This window comes from Streptomyces sp. NPDC043896 (genome assembly GCF_056435605.1).
This window is the reverse complement of sequence record NZ_JBWKEE010000017.1, coordinates 1-18,063: the sequence shown is the minus strand read 5'-3', so window position 1 is coordinate 18,063 and position 18,063 is coordinate 1. Positions and strand designations below refer to the sequence as shown.

The following is an 18,063-nucleotide window of genomic DNA, read 5'->3' as shown; positions in this document are numbered from 1 at the left end:
GCCCCCAAACGGCGTACGGGGTGAACGGCCCGGGTATCACGGACTCGGCGGGGGTTGGCGCGTTCCGTGGCGGAGGTGCCCGGTGCGACCCCGACCGGGGACGAGGAGTCGCCATGACACGCTGGTACGAGGGGCCGTTGGCCGCATTCGACACGGAGACCACCGGGGTGGACGTCGAGCAGGACCGGATCGTGTCCGCCGCGCTCGTCGTGCAGGAGTGTGCGGGCGGCCGGGTCCGTTCCACCCGATGGCTGGTCAATCCCGGCATTCCGGTGCCTCCGGGCGCCACGGAAGTGCACGGCCTGACCGACGAGCACCTCCAGCGGCACGGCCGCTGGCCGGCGCCGGTGGTGGAGGAGATAGCCCGCGCGCTGGGCGAGCAGCTGGTGGCGGGGCGGCCGGTGGTGGTGATGAACGCCCCGTTCGATCTGACGCTGCTGGACCGGGAGTTGCGTCGGCACCGGGCGTCGACGCTGGCGCGGTACCTGGACAACAGGCCGCTGACGGTGCTGGATCCGCGGGTGCTGGACAAGCATCTGGACCGCTACCGCAAGGGCCGCCGCACGCTGACGGACCTGTGCGCGCACTACGGGATAGAGCTGGAGGGGGCGCACGACGCCTCGGCGGACGCGCAGGCGGCGCTGGAGCTCGTACGGGCGGTCGGGCGCCGGTTCGCGGCGCGGCTGGAGCGGCTGAGTCCGGCGGAGCTGCACACGCTCCAGGCGGTGTGGCACGCGGCACAGGCGCGGGGGCTCCAGGCGTGGTTCGCCCGGCAGGGCACGCCGGAGGCGGTGGACCCGCACTGGCCGCTGCGTCCGGACCTGCCGCAGGCTGCGTGAGGGGAGACGGGCGGGCCGGGCGCACGGAAGCCCGAGCGAGGGGGCGGACGGGAGCCCGGACATGCGGCCCGGCGACAAGCAAGGCCGGGAATGCGGAAGGCCGGTCCGTCATCAGACGGACCGGCCTGTCCCGGTGGGCGATACTGGGATCGAACCAGTGACCCCTTCGGTGTGAACGAAGTGCTCTCCCGCTGAGCTAATCGCCCGGGAACGCACTGAACAATACAAGAGCCTCGGGGCCGGATCAAACCGCTTCGGGCGGGGCGGTCAGCAGGGCCCGCAGTCCGCGCCGGCCGGCCCGCATCATCAGGGCGTGGTTGAGCCGGAACAGCGGCCGCCCGGCGAGCGCGAACCGCCGCAGCGGGGCGGCCCGTACCTCGACCTCCTGCTCGTACACCGCCCGCGTGCGGCCGGTGCCGGCGCCGCCCCGGGGACGTACGGTCCACCGCGCCCAGCCTTCGAGGTCCCCGCCCAGCTCCGCTTCGAGGACCCCGCGCGCGGGGTCGCGGAGCAGGTCGGTGACGGTGACGCGGATCCCGTACGGGAGGGCGGAGCGGATCAGGGCGGTGCCGGTGCGTTCGTCGATCCGCTCGACCCGGCGGACCTGGGGCCACCACTGGGGGTAGCGCGCGGGGTCGGCAAGCAGGGAGTAGACGAGGGCGGGCGGGGCGTCGAGGTCCCACACGCTGCGGAAGCGGTAGTGGGTCCAGGGCGGCATGGTTCCAGTCTGGCCCGCGGGCGGGGGCGGCGGGGGCGTTGTCGCGCGTAGGTACTCAGCGTTCATCTGAGTACGCACGCCCATGTCCTGATGGCGTGACCGGCGCCACACTCCGGCTATGGACTCCCCCCTGCCGCCGGCCCACGAGCTGGCGCTCATCGACGGCGAGCTGGCCCAACTGGACACCCGGCGCGCCTACTTGCTGGCGCGCCGGGACTGGCTGCTGCGGTTCCTGGCCGCGCAGCCGGTGCCGTCGGCGCAGTTCCCGCAGCCCGCACACCTCTCGCACGCCGCGCAGGCCGCTCAGTTCCGGCCGGCCGCGCCCGGCGCGGTGTCGAAGCCGAGTGCCCAGAACGTGCTGCTGGCGCTCGGCGCGGTCCTGCTGGCGGTGGCGGCGCTGGCGTTCACCCTGGTCAGCTGGGGTTCCCTGGGCATCGGCGGTCGCTCCGCGGTGCTGGCGCTGCTGACGGCGGCGGCGCTCGCGGCGCCCGTCGCGCTGCTGCGGCGCGGGCTGCGGTCGACGGCCGAGGCGGTCGCGGGGGTGGCGCTGCTGCTCACGGTGCTCGACGCGTACGCGGTGCACGCGGTGGGGCTGGCCGACACCGACGGGGTCGCGTACGCGGCGTGGGCGTCGGCGGCGCTGGCGGGACTCTGGGCCGGGTACGGGGCGGCGCTGGGCCGGCTGCGGCTGCCGCTGCTCGCCGCGGTGGGGGCCGCGCAGCTGCCGTTGCCGCTGGCCGCGGCCGCCGCGGGCGCGGACGCGCTGGGGGCCGGCGCGGCGCTGCTGGCGACGGCGGCGGGGGACGCGGCCCTGGCGGTGCTGGTGGCGCGCCGGGCGGTACGGGTGCCCGCGTGGGTGTGCTCGGGGGTGCTGGGCGCGACGGCCCTGGCGGTGGGGCTGGCCGGGTCCCTCGCGGAGCCGGGTGCGGCCGGGCCGGCGCTGCTGCTGGCGGCGGGGGGCCTGCTGGGCGTGGCGGTGGCCTGGCGGGAGCCGCGGGCTTCGGCGGCCGCCCTGGTGGGGGGTCTGGCGGCGGTGTCGGCGGTGGGGGCGCTGCTCCCGGCCGGGGACGGCTCCGGCTGGTGGGCGGTGGCGGTGCGGGTGGCGGCGGCGCTCGCGCTGTCGGCGGTGGCGGTGCGGGCGGCCGTGGTCCCGGAGCCGGTGCGGCGCGGGCTGCTGTGGGCCGGGGCGGGGGTGGCCGCCGTCGGGGCGCTGGCCGGGCTGGCGGCGGTGGCGCTGGTGCCGGCGGCCCGGGCGGCCGTGCTGGGCGAGGTGTGGGCGGCGTCGGCCCCGCAGCAGGCCGGGCCGGGCGTCGGCCTCGTGGTGGCGCTGCTGCTCGCGGCGGGGGCGCTGTGGCTGCCGGGCGGGGTGCTGCCGCGGCCCGCGGCGGGGGCGGCGGCGGTGGTGTGCGGCTGGGCGGCGCTGTTCGTGGCGCCGCTGGGGCTGCCCGCGGGGGCGGTCCTCGCCGCGCAGCTCGGGGTGACGGCGGCGGCGGGGGTGGCGGCGCTGCCGGCCGCGGCGGGGCCGGTGCGGCGTGCCGTCGGGTTCGCCGCCGGGGGGTGCGCCGCCGTCGGGGCCCTCGGGGTCTCCCTGGCCGCCCTGGACGGCCGTGCGGCCACCTTCGCGGTGTTCGGGCTGCTGGGCGCCGGCTGCGCCCTGGGGGCCGCCCGGGGGACCGCCGCGCCGCTGCTGCGGGCGGGCTGCGCGGTGGGTGCCGTCGGGTACGCGGCGGCCCTGGTGGTGGCGCTGGGCGCGGTGGCGGGGTGGTCCTGGCCGTGGCGGGCGGTGGCGCTGCTCGCGGTCCCGGCCCTGGTGGTGGCCCTGGGGCCCCGGCTGGGCCCGGTGCGGGTGACGGCGGAGGCCGCGGCGGGCTGGGCGGGGGCCCTGGCGGTGGCGCTCGCGGCGGGGGACCTCCCGGTGCTGGCGCTGGTGCTCGCGCTGGCCGGGGTGGTGTGCGCGGGCGCCGCGGTGCGGGTGGAGCGGCGGCCGCTGGGCTGGGCCGCGGGGGCATTGTTCGCGGCGGCCGTGTGGGCGCGGCTGGCGGCGTCGGGGGTGGCGGTGCCGGAGGCGTACACGCTGCCGGTGTCGGTGCTGGCGCTCGCGGTGGGGGTGCTGCGCCGTCGCCGGGATCCGGAGGCCTCGTCCTGGCCGGCCTACGGACCGGGGCTGGGCGCGACGCTGCTGCCGAGCCTGGTGGCCGCCTGGGGCGACGCGCACTGGACGCGGCCGCTGCTGCTGGGGACGGCGGCGCTGGCGGTGACCCTGGCGGGCGCGCGGCTGCGGCTGCAGGCGCCGCTGCTGCTGGGCGGCGCGACGCTGGCGGCGGTGGCCCTGCACGAGCTGGCCCCGTACGTGGTGCAGGTGGCCGGGGTGCTGCCGCGCTGGCTGCCGCCGGCGCTGGCGGGCCTGCTGCTGCTGGTGGTGGGCGCGACGTACGAGCGGCGGCTGCGGGACGCGCGCAGGCTGCGGGACGCGTTCGGGCGGCTGCGCTGAGGGGGCCCGGCGGGCTGCGCGGGCCGGCCGGGCGCCGGGTACGACAGAGGCCCGGAGACTCTTGCGAGTCTCCGGGCCTCTGCTCCGGGTGGGCGATACTGGGTTCGAACCAGTGACCCCTTCGGTGTGAACGAAGTGCTCTCCCACTGAGCTAATCGCCCGGACGCACCGCAAACATTACCGCATGTCAGCGGTGCTCCGTGACCAGCACCGGGACGGCACCGGACCGTGGCCGGCCGCCGGTCACTGGTCCTTGATGTTCCACGGCATGGTGAGGCCGTACTTCCACAGGTAGAACCCGATCAGCGCAGCCGCGATGGCGAGGCCGACGCTGGTGAGGATGATGTTGCGGCGCCTGACCTTGGGGTCGAGGGCCCGCTGGGCGGCCTCGCTGACCTTGCGCTTCGTCCAGCGCAGGACGAGGGACGCCCAGGCGAACTCGGTGGCCCAGATCGCCAGGCCCGCGAAGATCGCGACCCAGCCGGGGCCGGGCAGGACGAGCATCGCGACGCCGGCGCCGATGACGGCGAGGCCGACGACGAAGACGCCGACCTGCCAGCTCAGGTGCAGGCTGCGGTTGGCCTTGATGAAGGCGGGCGCCTTCGACTCGTGCGGCGCCTCTTCGGCGGCCGGCTCACTGCTGGCGGATTCGTTGGTTCCGCGGTCACTCCCCGTATTCATGGCGCCGAATCTACCGGAGCCCGAAGCACACGTGAATGCCGGTTTGGATCCGCCGTCCGAGGGACCCAGAGGTCCGCAAAACGGTCAGAGGGGTTTACAACGGCATCGTAGGTGGCATGTCGATTTCGCCGACGTGCGAATCCCCGAGCGCACACTGAGCGAAAGGCCCTGGCGCTTATGAACACCACGGTCAGCTGCGAGCTGCACCTGCGCCTCGTTGTGTCGAGCGAGTCCTCACTGCCTGTTCCCGCGGGCCTGCGGTATGACACGGCCGACCCCTACGCCGTGCACGCCACCTTCCACACCGGCGCCGAGGAGACGGTCGAATGGGTGTTCGCCCGCGACCTCCTCGCGGAGGGCCTCCACCGGCCCACCGGCACCGGCGACGTCCGCGTCTGGCCGTCCCGCAGCCACGGTCAGGGCGTCGTCTGCATCGCCCTGAGCTCACCGGAGGGAGAAGCGCTGCTCGAAGCACCCGCCCGAGCCCTCGAGTCGTTCCTCAAGCGGACGGACGCCGCGGTCCCACCCGGGACCGAGCACCGGCACTTCGACCTCGACAAGGAGCTGTCCCACATCCTGGCCGAAAGCTGAGCCAGGCCCCCAGCCCGCCACCGTCCGACTCGGGGCGACGGTGCGGGACGGACAACCACATACGGCAGTGCCGGCGCTGTCCTCGCGGGAGCCACCCGCGGGGGCGGCGCCGGTGCGCTCGGGTACCTTTCCCGCGGTAAGCGCTATTGTCGGCCCCCAGCGGGCGGCAGCGGCCCGCCGCCGCAAGGCCCGGCCCCCAGGGAGCGACCCCCGTGCAGATTCCCCACGACACCCGTCGCGCGCTCGACGTCGTCGTCGCGCTGGTGAACACCGCGGCCGAGTCGGAGCAGCCCGACGGGCTCTCCGACATCGGGGCGCTGCAGGGCTTCGTCGAGGAGCACGCGATCAGCGACGTCGGCGAGCTCGCCGCCCGCGACCTCGCCGGGGTGCGCACGGTACGGGGCAAGTTCGCCCAGGTCTTCGCAGCACCGAACTCCCGTGCGGCGGCCGCACTGATCAACGAACTCGTCGCCACGGCGGGCACCACCCCGCAGCTGACCGACCACGACGGCTACGACTGGCACGTGCACTACTTCGCCCCGGGCGCCTCGGTGGGAGACCACCTGGCGGCCGACGGCGGCATGGCGCTCGCCTTCATCGTGGTCTCCGGCGAGCAGGAGCGGCTGCGCCGCTGCGAGGCGCCCGACTGCCGCCGGGCCTTCGTGGACCTGTCCCGGAACCGCTCCCGCCGCTACTGCGACAGCCGGACCTGCGGAAACCGGCTGCACGTGGCCGCGTACCGGGCCCGCCGCAAGGAGGCGGACGCGCACCCGGAGGGCCCGGGGCGGTCAGAGCAGATAGAGGTCGTGCAGGGCGGCGAGCAGCAGCAGGGTCCCGATCACCGTTAGGAAGATCATCAGCGGCGGCTGGGACAGCGCGAAGAGACAGCCGCGCCCTTCCGTCGCCTCGGCGGCCGGGGCGGCGGCGGCCTGGGAGGGCTGGGGGACCAGAGCGGCGGCCCGGGCGATGGGGGCCTCGGGGGCGGGAGCCTGCGGCTCACCCTGCGATGTGTCGAGCATGTCGGGGCGATGATCGCGCAGCCCGCCCGGGTCCGGCCCCCAACACGCCATGATCGGCGCGGCAGTTCGCCGTCTCTCGTCAGTTCAGGTGGTTCCCCGCGGCTTCTCCCCCGCTCCGGGCCCCTGATCCGCTAGGGGTGTCCGGCGGATCAGGGCCGCCCCGGGCCCGGCCATGATCCGTCGGACACCCCCTGAGGGGCGGGCGGAACGACGGTCCAGGCCGCTGCGAGGACCCCCGGTCGGCCGTGTGTCGCTCGCGGGCCCGGCCGCCGGTGTGCGGGACGGTGGGCGCGGTGGACGGCCGTCCGCACGCGACGGCCCCGGGCGCACGCGCGAGAGGCTCCGCATGACCGACGAGGACACCTTCCCGACCAGCCGGCGAGCCCTCCTGCTCACCGCCGGATCCGTCGGCATGGCCGCGCTGACGGCGGCCTGCGCCCGCCCCGCCACACCCGGCCGGGCCGCGCCCGCGCCGTCGGGCGGCGCCACACCGGGCTGCGTACTGGCCGTGACCTCAGGGGCCGGCCCGAACTACTCCGGCCGCGGCCGGACCCGCTCGGACGTCACCGAAGGACGCGAGGGCGTGCCGCTGCGGCTGGAGCTGACGGTGGTGCGCGCCAAGGACGGCTGCCTGCCGCTCAAGGGCGCGGCCGTGGACATCTGGCAGGCCGACGCGGCCGGCGTGTACTCGGAGGGCAAGGAGACCTGGCTGCGCGGGATCCAGACCACCGACGCGGCGGGCCGCTGCACCTTCACGACGATCGTGCCGGGTTGGTACGCGGGACTCGCGCCGCACATCCACTTCAAGGTCCGCCCCGACGAGCGTTCCGAGACGACCTCGCAGTTCTTCCTGCCCGACGCCTTCCTCCGGGAGGTCTACGGAAGGCAGCCGTACGCGCGCCGCAAGGCCCCCCGCGACCCCAACGGCAACGACGACCGCTACCGGGCCTCCGACGGCAGGATGACCCTGACCCCGGCCCCCGACGGCACGGGCTACCGCGCCGCCTTCACGGTGGGCCTCGCCTAGGCCGTGTCTTTTGGATCAGGCCGGGCTCGCGGCGTCCGGCACGCACGCTCGCCGCGTTGTCGTCGGTCGCCAACGCTCCGCGTTGGCTCCCTCCTCCGCCTTGCGATCGCACGCACCAGACGCCGCTCCCTGATCCGGCCTGATCCAAAAGACACGGCCTAGATCCCGTGCTTCTTGAGGATGGCCTCGATGTCGGAGAAGTCGTCCGCCGGGGCCTGCGCGGGGGCGGGACGGGCGTCCTGACGGGCTCCCCCGCCCAGCGCCGGGGCCGAGGCGTCCGGAGCGACCGCCTCCCGGCCCGCGGCTCCCCTGGCGGCCTTCGGGGCCTTCGGGGTCCTGCCCAGGCCGCGGCGCTCCACGGCCCGGGTGGTCATGAAGAGCACCCACGCCAGGCCCAGCAGGCCGAAGCCGATCCAGACGGTCGGCTTGAAGACCATCCCGGACACCCACTGCACCACGCCGGTCAGCACCAGGCCCACCGGCACCAGCGAGTACGCCGCGATCCGCGTGGCGGCGAGGAAGCGCTTGCGGTACGCGGTCAGCGCGGCGATGCCCAGGCCCGCCGCGGACACCGCGGAACAGATGGTCTCGGCAAGCATGCGGTCCTCCGGCGGTCTGCGATGGGCGGTCTGTCCCTTCCATCCTGCACCGGCCCCCGCCGCCGGGGCCACGCCCCCGGCCCCCGCCGTGCGGATCTCCGGGACATCTCGGGGTCGGATCTCCTCCTCAGGGGGTCTGGGAGACTGTCCGCATGACCGATTCCGTGATCCTCGAAGTCTGGTGCGAACTCCAGTGCCCGGACTGCCACAGCGCCCTGGACGACGTGCGCGCCCTGCGGGCCCGCTACGGCGACCGGCTGGACATCCGGCTGCGGCACTTCCCGCTGGAGAAGCACAAGCACGCCTTCGCCGCCGCGCAGGCCGCCGAGGAGGCCGAGGAGCAGGGGCAGGGCTGGCCGTACGTGGAGGCCGTGCTGGCCCGCACCGCGGAGCTGGGCGAGCGGGGCGAGGCCGTACTGCTCGACGTCGCCCGTGAACTGGACCTGGACGCCGAGGAGTTCGACACGGCCCTGATCGACGGCCGGCACATCCTGATCGTCGACGCCGACCAGGCCGAAGGCAAGGCCATCGGCGTGACCGGTACCCCGACGTACGTGATCGGCGGCGAGCGCCTCGACGGCGGCAAGAGCCAGGAGGGCCTGCGCGCCCGCATCGAGGAGATCGCGGACCGGCTCCTCGCGGACGCCTCCTAGGCTCTCTCCCCCCCTCGCCCCCACCGGACTCCCCCTAGATCAGTTCCTTGGCGTAGTTGATGCCGGTCGGCCGGTAGCCGAGTGACTCGTACAGGCGCAGGGCCGGGGTGTTGGCGGTGAACACGTGCAGCGCCAGCGTCCGGTGGCCCGCGGCGATGGCCGTGCCCTCCGCGAGGAGCATCAGGTCCCGGCCGTGGCCGCGGCCCCGGTGCTCCTCGGCGACGGCGACGGCGAAGACGTACGCGCCCTCCCCCGACACCGCCACCCACACGTGGCCGACGGGGGTGCCCGCCGCCTCCAGGACCAGGAAGACGGCCCCCGGGGTGGCGAGCCCCCGCGGGAGCTGCCGGTCGTGGTCGGCCTCCGACTTGGCCCGCGCGGCCTCCTCCCGCATGCCCCGGGAGGCCCAGCTCGCCGCGTAGTCGGCGCGGGCGCGCACGTTCCAGGCCTCGTACTCGGGCTGCGTCATGGGACGGCCGAGGGCCCCCTCGGAGAGGGCGGGCGGGGTCGTGGGCAGGTCCTTGGCCATGTTCCGGCTGTACTCGGCGTACCCGAGGGCCGCCGCGAGCCGCAGCCCGCCCGGGGAGCCGGCCGGGACCGAGACGCGGACCCGGCGGCAGCCCCAGCCGCGCAGCACCTCCTCGGCGGCGAGCGCCGCGACGGTGGCGCGGCCGCGGCGGCGGTCCGGCTCGTCGACGACCAGGTCGCGGATCTCCCCCACCGTCGGCCCGAAGGGCGTGTCGGCGGCGATCAGCAGCGCCCCGACGCGCCTGCTGTTGACGCGGACCTCGTACGGGCGCGAACGCCCGCCGGAGTCGCTCTGCTGCAGCGGCCCGCTGGGCCGCAGGGTGGTGGTCATCGTCGAGTTCTACCCGCCCCGCGCCGCCGTGACCACGGGGCGTGGGGCGGGTGGGCGCTCAGGGGTCGATGTCGGAGGCGGCCCGCTCGTCGAAGACGCGCATGGCCTTGACGGTGACCGGGCCGGGGGCGGCGGTCAGGACGCGCCCGTCGACCCGGTGCACGGCCTGGACGTCGCGCAGGGTGGAGGTCAGGAAGACCTCTTCGGCCCGCTCCAGGACGTCGAAGGGCAGGTCGGTCTCCTTGGCCCCGGTCCATTCGACGGCCAGCGCGCGGGTGATGCCCGCGAGGCAGCCGGAGGCGACGGGCGGGGTGTGCAGCTCGCCGTCGAGGACGACGAAGACGTTGGAGCCGGTGCCCTCGCAGAGCTGTCCGACGGTGTTGGCGAAGAGGGCCTCGGAGGCGCCCGCCCGGTTGGCCTGCGCGAGGGCGACGACGTTCTCGGCGTAGGAGGTGGTCTTGAGGCCGGTCAGCGGGGAGCGCTCGTTGCGGACCCAGGGGACGGTGATCACGGCGGTGGTGTCGGGGCGGCGGGTGGTCCCGCCGACGGCCACGACGAGGGTGGGTCCGGTCTCGCCCCGGTCGGAGCCGAGCGGGGACAGTCCTCCGGTGTAGGTGATCCGCAGCCGGCCGAGCGGCATCGGATTGGCCTCCAGTACGGCGGCGCAGGCGCGGCGCACCTCGTCGAGGTCGGGGTCGGGCAGGCCCAGGCCGCGCGCGGAGCGGGTGAGCCGGTCCAGGTGCCGGGTGAGGGCGAAGACGGCCCCGTCCTGGGCCTTGAGCGTCTCGAAGACCCCGTCGCCCACGGTCAGCCCGTGGTCCAGTACGGACACCTTCGCGTCATCGGCGTCGCGCAGCGTGCCGTCGAGCCAGATCCTCACCGTACGGTTCCTCCACTCAGGTCGTGCGTCTCGTGTCCGGCGGCGGCCGCCGTGCCGGGTAGGGGCCCGCCGGAGGCGAGCGCGACCAGCCGGGCGGCCTTGAGCTCGGTCTCCGCCCACTCCCGTTCGGGGTCGGAGCCCCAGGTGATCCCGGCGCCGGTGCCGAAGCTCAGGCGGGGGCCGCCGGGGGCCTCGCGGTCGATCCAGAAGGTGCGGATGCCCACGGCGAGGGCGGCGGCGCCGCGGTCGGCGTCCACCCAGCCGATGCCCCCACAGTAGGGGCCGCGCGGGGCGGTCTCCAGCTCTTCGATGATCCGCAGGGCGGAGGACTTGGGGGCGCCGGTGACGGAGCCGGGCGGGAAGGTGGCCGCGAGCAGTTCGGGCCAGCCGGCGCCTTCGGCGAGTTCGCCGCTGACGGTGGAGACCAGGTGGACCAGGCCGGGGTGCTCCTCGACCCGGCAGAGCTCGGGGACGGTGACGGTGCCTGTGGCGCAGACGCGGCCGAGGTCGTTGCGTACGAGGTCCACGATCATGACGTTCTCGGCGTGGTCCTTGGGCAGCAGGTCGGCGGCGGTGCGGCCGGTGCCCTTGATGGGGCCGGACTCGACGTGGCGGCCGGTGCGGCTCAGGTAGAGCTCGGGGGAGGCGGTGGCGATCTCCACGCCGTGGGCCGGGAGCCGAATCGTTCCTGCGTAGGGCGCGGGGTTGCCGCGCGCGAGGAGGGCCGTGAGGGCGTCCACGTCGGCGGCGGCCGGATCGGGCAGCGGCGCGGACATCACCCGGCAGAGATTGGCCTGGTAGACCTCCCCCGCCGCGATGTACCCGCGGATCCGGCGGACGCCCGCGACGTACGCGGAGCGGTCGAGCGAGGAGGACCACCGGCCGGCGTCCGGCCCGCGCCAGGCTCCGGGCACGGGCGCGGGTACGGGGTCGGTGCGTATGTCGCCGAAGCGCGCACAGACCAGCCGGCCTTCGAAGTCTGCGGTCACCGCCCAGAACCCGGTGGAGTCGAGGGCCGAGGGGTCGCTGGTGACGTCTCGGAGGTCGGTCGCGAGAAGGCCGCCGAAGCGGGCCAGGGGAGGCAGGTCGTGCACGGCTGCGAGTCTATGACCGGTGGCGCGATGGCGCCGGTGAGGTGACCGACGGGTGACCTCCGGTGATCGGGTGGCAGCACGCTGCGGAAACGCGTTTTTGAGCTGGCCCGGGAATCCGCTAGAGTTCAACACGTCGCCAGGGAGCGCCGGGAAAAACCCCGGAGCGAACACGGTGACACTGCGGACGTAGCTCAGTTGGTAGAGCACCACCTTGCCAAGGTGGATGTCGCGAGTTCGAGTCTCGTCGTCCGCTCTGAGTGGGGGATCTTCCCGAGAACCCCGCACACTCCGAGGTGGAGTGGCCGAGAGGCGAGGCAACGGCCTGCAAAGCCGTCTACACGGGTTCAAATCCCGTCTCCACCTCCAAGGACGATTAGCTCAGCGGGAGAGCGCTTCCCTGACACGGAAGAGGTCACTGGTTCAATCCCAGTATCGTCCACTGGTCCGAAAGGACCCGATCCGCAAGGATCCCCGCGCGATTAGCTCAGCGGGAGAGCGCTTCCCTGACACGGAAGAGGTCACTGGTTCAATCCCAGTATCGCGCACGCAACACCAGCAGCACCCTGTTTGACCTGCGGTTCCTTACCGTAGCCCGCGCGATTAGCTCAGCGGGAGAGCGCTTCCCTGACACGGAAGAGGTCACTGGTTCAATCCCAGTATCGCGCACCATCCGGAAGCCCCGGCCGTCTCGAACGGCCGGGGCTTCCGCGTTGCCGAGAATGGTCCGGGCACGCGAAAAAGGGTGCTGCCCGTCCGACTCCCCAGTCGTACGGGCAGCACCCTTCACCTGCCGTCCGTCGCGCCCCCGTCCCCACGGGGTGCGACAGGCCGATGTCCCGGCCCGGACCGCTCTTCCGGGCCCGGGGCGCCACTCAGCGCCCCAGCATCACGCCCACGGACGACGCCTGCGCCGCCACCTGCTCGAACCCTCCGAAGACGAAGAGCAGCAGGGCGGCCAGGGGGAGGACCATGGCCGCGGCCACCAGTGGATGGCGCGTACCGGACTCATGGCCGTTGAACGCGAATGCCTTGCGTCCCTGCCGTGCGATGCCCGCCATGGTCCTCTCCCTGTCGTCTGGCAGCGGCGGGCTTGTGACCTCGGGGGACGAGTGCGCCACCCGCCGCTTGTCTTCAACACTAGGTGGCCGAAAGGCTCCTGGCCTCATGCCCTCGTACCCATTGCCGGGCCTCCAGGAGGATGACGGGACCACTCCCCGCCTACTCCCCTGGGTGGAGATCCCTCCCCCGTGATGGGGGTCTTCCCGGAGGGGATGACCGGAGGGTAGTGACTTCGCTCACTTCCGTCACTCCCTGCACACGCGTGTCTTCGTACGGGCCGTTGACGGTCTCCCCCGCGCGGGCCGGCCGGTCTCCTGCGGTACGGCGTGCCCGTGGGGCGTGCGCGGGGGCCAATCCCCTTGGCCCGAGGGGTGTTTGGGGTGGCCGGCGGGGGGTGGGCCGGGGGCGGGCGCGGAAGCTGTCGCACCCTCAAGTGGCCTGCCCCGCACTGACAATCGAACCCCCCGGTGAGGGCGCGGCCTCTGAGCGCTCGTGCCGGATGGTCCGTAAGCTGTACCAGGTCAACAGGACGACCGTCAGCGGGGTGGACATGGCGATGATGCGGCTCCGGCGCGAGGACCCGCGTGTCGTCGGCTCGTTCAGACTGCACCGGCGGCTCGGTGCCGGCGGCATGGGCGTCGTCTACCTGGGATCGGACCGGCGCGGCCAGCGTGTCGCCCTGAAGGTGATCCGGCCGGATCTCGCCGAGGACCAGGAGTTCCGCTCGCGGTTCGCCCGCGAGGTGTCCGCCGCACGGCGGATCCGCGGCGGCTGCACCGCGCGCCTGGTGGCCGCCGACCTGGAGGCCGAGCGCCCCTGGTTCGCCACCCAGTACGTGCCCGGCCCCTCGCTGCACGACAAGGTCGCCGAGGAAGGGCCCCTGACGGCCGCGCAGATCGCCGCCATCGGCGCCGCCCTCTCCGAGGGGCTGGTCGCCGTGCACGAGGCGGGGGTGGTCCACCGGGACCTGAAGCCCTCGAACATCCTGCTCTCCCCCAAGGGTCCCCGGATCATCGACTTCGGCATCGCCTGGGCCACGGGGGCCAGCACCCTCACCCACGTGGGCACCGCCGTCGGCTCCCCCGGCTTCCTCGCGCCCGAGCAGGTGCGCGGCGCCGCCGTCACCCCGGCCACCGACGTGTTCGCGCTCGGCGCCACCCTCGCCTACGCGGCCACCGCCGACTCCCCCTTCGGGCACGGCAGTTCCGAGGTGATGCTGTACCGGGTGGTGCACGAGGAACCGCACCTGGTCGGCGTACCGGACGCCCTCGCGCCGCTGGTGCGGGCCTGCCTGGCCAAGGACCCCGAGGAACGGCCGACCACCCTCCAGCTGTCGATGCGGCTGAAGGAGATCGCCGCCCGCGAGGCGCAGGGGCTGGGCGACGGCCGCCCGCCGGCGCAGCGCGTACGCGTCGAGCGGCCCGTGGCACGGCCCGCGGAGCGGGGCCCGGGGCAGGCGGACCGGAGCACGGAGCGCCGTACCGGGGGCGCGACCCCCGTGGCCAGGCCGCAGGGGCCCCACAGCGGGCCCCCGTCGCGCCCCTCGTCCTCCCGGAACCCCGGATCCACCGCCGGGCGCTCGGGGGGCCGCCCCGGCCCGCGTACGACCGGCACGGGACGCCGCCCGTCGCGGCCGGACCCGAAGCTGCTGCGGCAGCGGCTGATCGTGTTCGTCGTGGTCACCCTGATCGTGGCCCTGGGCATCGCCCTCGCGCAGAAACTCTGAAGGGGTGCCCCGCCGGCCGGCGGGGCACCCCTTCAGGGCGGGTCCGTACTACGCGCGGCCGCTGCCGGCCACCGCGTAGAAGGCGACGGCCGCGGCCGCGCCCACGTTCAGCGAGTCCACGCCGTGCGCCATGGGGATGCGCACCCACTCGTCGGCGGCGACCAGCGCCTGCGTCGACAGCCCGTCGCCCTCCGCGCCCAGCATCAGCGCGACCCGGTCCAGGGTCTGCGGGGCGGCCACGTCGATCGGCGAGGCCTTCTCGTGCGGGGTGAGGGCAAGGAGCTTGAAACCCGCCTCCCGGACCGTGTCGAGGCTCTTGGGCCAGGCCTCCAGGCGAGCGTAGGGGACGGAGAACACCGCACCCATCGACACCTTCACCGAGCGGCGGTACAGCGGGTCCGCGCAGTCGGGCGACAGCAGCACCGCGTCCATGCCGAGGGCGGCGGCGCTGCGGAAGATGGCCCCGATGTTGGTGTGGTCGTTGACCGCTTCCATCACGGCCACCCGGCGCGCCGAGGCCAGCAGCTCCTGCGCCGTGGGCAGCGGCTTGCGCTGCATGGAGGCGAGGGCGCCGCGGTGCACGTGGTAGCCGGTGACCCGCTCCGCGAGGTCCGGGCTGACGGCGTAGACCGGGGCGGGCAGCTCGTCGATGACGTCGCGCATGACGTCGACCCACTTCGCCGAGAGCAGCATCGAGCGCATCTCGTACCCGGCGTCCTTGGCCCGCCTGATGACCTTCTCGCCCTCGGCGATGAACAGGCCCTCGGCGGGCTCGCGGCGGCGCCGGAGCTCCACGTCGGTCAGGCCCGTGTAGTCGCGCAGGCGCGGGTCGTCGGGGTCTTCGATGGTGATGAGATCAGCCACAGGGTGATACTGCCTTGTCCTGGGTGCGGTGCCAACGGCCTGTCAGGCGCCGGCGACAGGTGCGTTGACGCGTACGACGTCACCGATCACGATGACGGCGGGCGGGCGGACCTCCTGCGCCTTGACCGTCTCGCCGACGGTGGCGAGGGTGGCGTCCACCCGGCGCTGGGTGGCGGTGGTGCCCTCCTGGATCACCGCGACGGGCGTGTCGGCGGAGCGGCCGTGGCGGACCAGGGCCTCGGCGATCAGGCCGATCTTGTCGACGCCCATCAGGATGACGATGGTGCCGGTGAGCTTGGCGAGGGCCGCCCAGTCGACGAGGGAGCGCGGGTCGTCGGGGCCCACGTGGCCGCTGACCACGGTGAACTCGTGCGCCACCCCGCGGTGGGTGACGGGGATGCCGGCGGCGCTGGGCACCGAGATGGAGCTGGAGATGCCCGGCACGACGGTGCAGGGGATGCCGTGCTCGGCGAGGGCCTGGAGCTCCTCCATGCCACGGCCGAAGACGTACGGGTCCCCGCCCTTGAGCCGGACCACGGCCTTGCCGGCCTTGGCGTGCTCGATCAGGGCGTTGTTGATGGCCTCCTGGGCCATGAACCGGCCGTACGGGATCTTCGCGGCGTCGATGACCTCGACGTGCGGCGGGAGCTCGTCGAGCAGGTCGCGGGGGCCGAGCCGGTCGGCGATGACCACGTCGGCCTCGGCGAGCAGGCGGCGGCCGCGCACGGTGATCAGGTCCGGGTCGCCGGGACCGCCGCCGACGAGGGCGACGCCGGGGACGCGGGGACGGGCGGCGGTGAGGGAGCCGTCGCGCAGCCCCTCGACGACCGCGTCGCGGACGGCGGCGGAACGGCGGGGGTCGTTGCCGCTGAGCACGGCGACGGTGACGCCCTCCACCCGGCCGGTGGCCGGGGTCCAGGCGGTGGCGGCGTCGGCGTCGTCGGCGCGCACGCACCAGACGCGGCGCGCCTCGGCCTCGGCGGAGGCGGCGTCGTTGGCGGCCCGGTCCCGGGTCGCGATCAGCGCGTACCAGGCACCGTCGAGGTCGCCGTCCTGGTAGCGGCGGCGCTCCCAGCGGATCTCCCCGGTCTCCGCCATCGCGTCCACGGAGGGGGTCGCGGAGGGGGAGACGAGCAGCACGTCGGCCCCGGCAGCGATCAGCGCGGGCAGCCGGCGCTGGGCGACCTGCCCGCCGCCGATGACGACGACGCGGCGCCCTGCCAGACGGAGTCCTACGGGGTAGGCGGGGTGTGCCGGGTTTGCCATGGCGGTTGCGGCTCCTGATGCGGCGGGGTGTGGACGGCGGCTGCCGCTGCTGCGCTGGAGCGGCTGGTCGGGCACGCGGTGCGGGGCGCCCGTCCGGGACCACGATACGGCCCGTCGGCGCTGGTGGTACCTGCGGGGGCGAAGTTGGGGCGAGGGGTTTCGGCTGGTCGGGGTGGGGGCGGCACCCCCTGGGGCGGGGTCGGGGAGGGGCTGGGGGTTTCCCGTCAGTCCCATCGTCGTTCCGTGTCGTGCCGGGCCGTCAAGGGCGCTCCCTTCGGTCGCGTCACTTCGTGATCGCCTTCGGCGACCCTTGACAGCCCGCCCCGCCCCGGAAAGCCGAAAGACTGCCGGGAAACCCCCAAAAGAACGGTCACGGGGCACGAGGGGGAGGAGCGGGTCTCTCAGGGATCAGGCGAGGGGCCGGGGGCCGGCCCGCCGGGCATCCGGGCCCCAGATCCCCGCCGCCAGGGCCAAGGGGCCCGGCTACCTGCACGGAAGGACGACCAGATCAGCCTACGGACCACCCAAGCGCGTCAGATCGCCACACGCTCCTCATCGATGGGCGTCCGGCGGCCGTGCGGGGCTGATACCCGCACCAGAAGGCGGAACGAGGAGCACGGGAAGCCCCCAGACGCACGAGATCGCTACGCGCTCCTCCTGTCCCGGCGCCTGCGGGCCGCCTGGGGCCGGTCTTCGGCCTGTCCTTCGGTGCGCGAATCCGTTGAACTCGGCAATCCGACCGGACAGTTCCAGGAGGCAGTCGACTCTGAAGGTCGGCAGCTCCACGGCCTCGAACGTCTCCCACTGAATGGTGGCCCACGGCCCCCGACGAACGAGTGCGGTCGGCAGCAACAGCGGGCCTCAGGTCGGCCCAAGTCCCGTACTCCCGCGTCTCGTCCACCAGGCACTCCCACACATCAACGACCACAGCGCGAATCGTCATACGGGCACCCCGATACCCCTCCTCCAAGATCTTCGGAGGCCGCCGTGGGCCGCATACAGTGGCGTGGGCCATCGGGTCGCCGGTCTTGGGGGAACGAAATGGGACGCAACAAACTGCCGGTGCAGAACGCCGGCGATAGCGCCATCTGTCTCTTCATCGAGCCGTACGGTGAGGACTATTACCTCAAGCCCGGCGAGGTCTTCACGGTCGCGCCGGAAGCCGAGGGAATCGACGTCTGGTTCACCACCCTCGTCTGGGAGGGCGGTATCACCGTCTGGCCCTACGAGGACGGCGACCCGCACAAGATCGTCCTGGAGTGCGCGGTGACCGACGCCCAGGGAAACCGGCTGGAGTGCGGTCACCAGAGGCCTCCGGAGCCGGCAGGATCCGGCACTGACTCCTAGAACAGCCCCAGAGGGGCCGCGGACGCCGAGACATGGGAAGCGCGTGGCGATCTGCCGCGCCTGCCGTGGCCTTTCGCCGTCCTGGTCGCCGTGTCAGGACAGCAGGAGCCCCTGACGGCCGACGGACGCCGGGGAATGCGAAGCGCGTAGCCATCTGTCGCGCCTGGGTGGTCTGCAGGACGGTCCTGTCGTCCTTCCGTGCAGGTAGAGCCCCTGTGGTCCCGGATCTCGGCTCCTGGGGCCCGGATGCCCGGTCGGCCATGGCCCGGTCCCTCGTCTCGTCCATGACAGGCCCGTCCCTCCCTCTTCTGCCCCGTGACCGTTCTTTTGGGGGTTTCCCGGCAGTCTTT

18 protein-coding genes, 7 tRNA genes and 1 pseudogene are annotated in these 18,063 nt (G+C 74.2%); 13 read left to right on the top strand and 13 right to left on the bottom strand.

Translation table 11 applies throughout. From position 1 onward, the window contains the following. The first annotated feature begins 113 nt into the window (after positions 1 to 113). Entirely contained in the window at positions 114 to 839 is a 726-nt protein-coding gene (locus AC069X_RS23785) for an exonuclease domain-containing protein (protein ID WP_478731161.1), read from the top strand. Between the two features lie 134 nt (positions 840 to 973). Here the strand turns inward: AC069X_RS23785 and AC069X_RS23780 are convergent. Both AC069X_RS23780 and AC069X_RS23775 read right to left on the bottom strand, forming a co-directional pair. Continuing rightward, positions 974 to 1,045: transfer RNA gene (locus AC069X_RS23780), tRNA-Val, on the bottom strand. Positions 1,046 to 1,083: 38 nt separating this feature from the next. After that, on the bottom strand, positions 1,084 to 1,557 hold the full coding sequence (locus AC069X_RS23775; protein ID WP_478731159.1) for an SRPBCC family protein: 474 nt from the start codon (positions 1,555 to 1,557) through the stop codon (positions 1,084 to 1,086). A 118-nt stretch (positions 1,558 to 1,675) separates the two neighbouring features. Between AC069X_RS23775 and AC069X_RS23770 the strand changes: the two genes are divergently transcribed. After that, a complete protein-coding gene (locus tag AC069X_RS23770; protein WP_478731157.1) occupies positions 1,676 to 4,048 on the top strand; it encodes an SCO7613 C-terminal domain-containing membrane protein in 2,373 nt (790 codons plus the stop codon). Positions 4,049 to 4,137: 89 nt separating this feature from the next. Here AC069X_RS23770 and AC069X_RS23765 read toward each other — a convergent pair. Further along, positions 4,138 to 4,209: transfer RNA gene (locus AC069X_RS23765), tRNA-Val, on the bottom strand. Between the two features lie 82 nt (positions 4,210 to 4,291). Continuing rightward, entirely contained in the window at positions 4,292 to 4,729 is a 438-nt protein-coding gene (locus AC069X_RS23760; protein ID WP_478731155.1) for a TIGR02611 family protein, read from the bottom strand. 177 nt (positions 4,730 to 4,906) lie between these two features. On the opposite strand from AC069X_RS23760, the gene AC069X_RS23755 reads away from it, so the two are divergent. Together AC069X_RS23755 and AC069X_RS23750 are read left to right on the top strand one after the other, a co-directional pair. Further along, the gene (locus tag AC069X_RS23755) at positions 4,907 to 5,320 is read left to right on the top strand and encodes an SsgA family sporulation/cell division regulator (RefSeq protein WP_030011909.1); all 414 of its coding nucleotides are present in this window, start codon (positions 4,907 to 4,909) and stop codon (positions 5,318 to 5,320) included. 212 nt (positions 5,321 to 5,532) lie between these two features. Further along, the gene (locus AC069X_RS23750; protein ID WP_478731153.1) at positions 5,533 to 6,168 is read left to right on the top strand and encodes a CGNR zinc finger domain-containing protein; all 636 of its coding nucleotides are present in this window, start codon (positions 5,533 to 5,535) and stop codon (positions 6,166 to 6,168) included. Here the strand turns inward: AC069X_RS23750 and AC069X_RS23745 are convergent. Further along, positions 6,109 to 6,339, bottom strand: a complete 231-nt coding sequence (locus AC069X_RS23745) for a hypothetical protein (RefSeq protein ID WP_478731439.1) — start codon at positions 6,337 to 6,339, stop codon at positions 6,109 to 6,111. The genes AC069X_RS23750 and AC069X_RS23745 overlap by 60 nt on opposite strands. Before the next feature lie 346 nt (positions 6,340 to 6,685). Here AC069X_RS23745 and AC069X_RS23740 point away from each other — a divergent pair, with 346 nt between their 5' ends. Beyond that, positions 6,686 to 7,366, top strand: a complete 681-nt coding sequence (locus tag AC069X_RS23740; RefSeq protein WP_478731151.1) for a dioxygenase family protein — start codon at positions 6,686 to 6,688, stop codon at positions 7,364 to 7,366. Positions 7,367 to 7,524: 158 nt separating this feature from the next. On the opposite strand, the gene AC069X_RS23735 is transcribed toward AC069X_RS23740, so the two are convergent. Beyond that, the gene (locus AC069X_RS23735) at positions 7,525 to 7,965 is read right to left on the bottom strand and encodes a hypothetical protein (protein WP_478731149.1); all 441 of its coding nucleotides are present in this window, start codon (positions 7,963 to 7,965) and stop codon (positions 7,525 to 7,527) included. 152 nt (positions 7,966 to 8,117) lie between these two features. Between AC069X_RS23735 and AC069X_RS23730 the strand changes: the two genes are divergently transcribed. Next, positions 8,118 to 8,618: a DsbA family protein gene (locus tag AC069X_RS23730; protein ID WP_478731147.1), complete on the top strand. Its 501-nt coding sequence runs from the start codon at positions 8,118 to 8,120 to the stop codon at positions 8,616 to 8,618. A gap of 34 nt (positions 8,619 to 8,652) precedes the next feature. On the opposite strand, the gene AC069X_RS23725 is transcribed toward AC069X_RS23730, so the two are convergent. Genes AC069X_RS23725 through AC069X_RS23715 form a run of 3 tightly spaced genes read right to left on the bottom strand, consistent with a single transcriptional unit; the run spans position 8,653 to position 11,451 of the window. Beyond that, positions 8,653 to 9,477, bottom strand: a complete 825-nt coding sequence (locus AC069X_RS23725) for a GNAT family N-acetyltransferase (RefSeq protein WP_478731145.1) — start codon at positions 9,475 to 9,477, stop codon at positions 8,653 to 8,655. 58 nt (positions 9,478 to 9,535) lie between these two features. Next, positions 9,536 to 10,357 (bottom strand): aminotransferase class IV, encoded by an 822-nt coding sequence (locus AC069X_RS23720; protein WP_478731143.1) that lies wholly within the window; start codon positions 10,355 to 10,357, stop codon positions 9,536 to 9,538. Then, positions 10,354 to 11,451, bottom strand: a complete 1,098-nt coding sequence (locus AC069X_RS23715; protein WP_478731141.1) for a chorismate-binding protein — start codon at positions 11,449 to 11,451, stop codon at positions 10,354 to 10,356. Before AC069X_RS23715 ends, AC069X_RS23720 begins: the two co-directional genes overlap by 4 nt. A 180-nt stretch (positions 11,452 to 11,631) precedes the next feature. On the opposite strand from AC069X_RS23715, the gene AC069X_RS23710 reads away from it, so the two are divergent. From AC069X_RS23710 to AC069X_RS23690, 5 genes are all read left to right on the top strand, one after another. Then, a tRNA-Gly gene (locus tag AC069X_RS23710) sits at positions 11,632 to 11,704 on the top strand. A gap of 39 nt (positions 11,705 to 11,743) precedes the next feature. Further along, positions 11,744 to 11,817, top strand: a tRNA-Cys gene (locus AC069X_RS23705). 1 nt (position 11,818) lies between these two features. Further along, positions 11,819 to 11,890, top strand: a tRNA-Val gene (locus AC069X_RS23700). 34 nt (positions 11,891 to 11,924) lie between these two features. Next, a tRNA-Val gene (locus AC069X_RS23695) sits at positions 11,925 to 11,996 on the top strand. Positions 11,997 to 12,045: 49 nt separating this feature from the next. Then, a tRNA-Val gene (locus tag AC069X_RS23690) sits at positions 12,046 to 12,120 on the top strand. 203 nt (positions 12,121 to 12,323) lie between these two features. Here the strand turns inward: AC069X_RS23690 and AC069X_RS23685 are convergent. Beyond that, the gene (locus tag AC069X_RS23685; protein ID WP_478731425.1) at positions 12,324 to 12,533 is read right to left on the bottom strand and encodes a hypothetical protein; all 210 of its coding nucleotides are present in this window, start codon (positions 12,531 to 12,533) and stop codon (positions 12,324 to 12,326) included. 527 nt (positions 12,534 to 13,060) lie between these two features. Between AC069X_RS23685 and AC069X_RS23680 the strand changes: the two genes are divergently transcribed. Continuing rightward, positions 13,061 to 14,236, top strand: coding sequence for a serine/threonine-protein kinase (locus AC069X_RS23680; protein ID WP_478731423.1), 1,176 nt, complete (start codon positions 13,061 to 13,063; stop codon positions 14,234 to 14,236). 48 nt (positions 14,237 to 14,284) lie between these two features. Here the strand turns inward: AC069X_RS23680 and AC069X_RS23675 are convergent, their stop codons facing one another. The 3 genes and pseudogenes from AC069X_RS23675 to AC069X_RS23665 all read right to left on the bottom strand — a co-directional run. Further along, positions 14,285 to 15,100, bottom strand: a complete 816-nt coding sequence (locus AC069X_RS23675; protein WP_007263096.1) for a TrmH family RNA methyltransferase — start codon at positions 15,098 to 15,100, stop codon at positions 14,285 to 14,287. Between the two features lie 42 nt (positions 15,101 to 15,142). Continuing rightward, positions 15,143 to 16,366, bottom strand: coding sequence for a uroporphyrinogen-III C-methyltransferase (cobA, locus tag AC069X_RS23670; RefSeq protein WP_478731139.1), 1,224 nt, complete (start codon positions 16,364 to 16,366; stop codon positions 15,143 to 15,145). A gap of 720 nt (positions 16,367 to 17,086) precedes the next feature. Beyond that, a pseudogene (locus tag AC069X_RS23665) lies at positions 17,087 to 17,209 on the bottom strand (haloacid dehalogenase); the annotation flags it as partial. A 198-nt stretch (positions 17,210 to 17,407) separates the two neighbouring features. Between AC069X_RS23665 and AC069X_RS23660 the strand changes: the two are divergent. Further along, positions 17,408 to 17,713 carry a hypothetical protein gene (locus tag AC069X_RS23660; RefSeq protein WP_478731137.1) on the top strand — a complete coding sequence of 102 codons (306 nt, stop codon included), beginning with the start codon at positions 17,408 to 17,410 and terminating at the stop codon, positions 17,711 to 17,713. The last annotated feature ends 350 nt before the right edge of the window (positions 17,714 to 18,063 follow it).

Excerpts from the sequence above, each read along its gene's own strand:
- AC069X_RS23725 (WP_478731145.1), bottom strand. The coding sequence starts at position 9,477 with ATGACCACCACCCTGCGGCCCAGCGGGCCGCTGCAGCAGAGCGACTCC.
- AC069X_RS23740 (WP_478731151.1), top strand. The coding sequence starts at position 6,686 with ATGACCGACGAGGACACCTTCCCGACCAGCCGGCGAGCCCTCCTGCTC.
- AC069X_RS23755 (WP_030011909.1), top strand. The coding sequence starts at position 4,907 with ATGAACACCACGGTCAGCTGCGAGCTGCACCTGCGCCTCGTTGTGTCG.
- AC069X_RS23775 (WP_478731159.1), bottom strand. The coding sequence starts at position 1,557 with ATGCCGCCCTGGACCCACTACCGCTTCCGCAGCGTGTGGGACCTCGAC.
- cobA (WP_478731139.1), bottom strand. The coding sequence starts at position 16,366 with ATGGCAAACCCGGCACACCCCGCCTACCCCGTAGGACTCCGTCTGGCA.
- AC069X_RS23680 (WP_478731423.1), top strand. The coding sequence starts at position 13,061 with ATGGCGATGATGCGGCTCCGGCGCGAGGACCCGCGTGTCGTCGGCTCG.
- AC069X_RS23660 (WP_478731137.1), top strand. The coding sequence starts at position 17,408 with ATGGGACGCAACAAACTGCCGGTGCAGAACGCCGGCGATAGCGCCATC.
- AC069X_RS23770 (WP_478731157.1), top strand. The coding sequence starts at position 1,676 with ATGGACTCCCCCCTGCCGCCGGCCCACGAGCTGGCGCTCATCGACGGC.
- AC069X_RS23730 (WP_478731147.1), top strand. The coding sequence starts at position 8,118 with ATGACCGATTCCGTGATCCTCGAAGTCTGGTGCGAACTCCAGTGCCCG.
- AC069X_RS23785 (WP_478731161.1), top strand. The coding sequence starts at position 114 with ATGACACGCTGGTACGAGGGGCCGTTGGCCGCATTCGACACGGAGACC.
- AC069X_RS23760 (WP_478731155.1), bottom strand. The coding sequence starts at position 4,729 with ATGAATACGGGGAGTGACCGCGGAACCAACGAATCCGCCAGCAGTGAG.
- AC069X_RS23735 (WP_478731149.1), bottom strand. The coding sequence starts at position 7,965 with ATGCTTGCCGAGACCATCTGTTCCGCGGTGTCCGCGGCGGGCCTGGGC.
- AC069X_RS23745 (WP_478731439.1), bottom strand. The coding sequence starts at position 6,339 with ATGCTCGACACATCGCAGGGTGAGCCGCAGGCTCCCGCCCCCGAGGCC.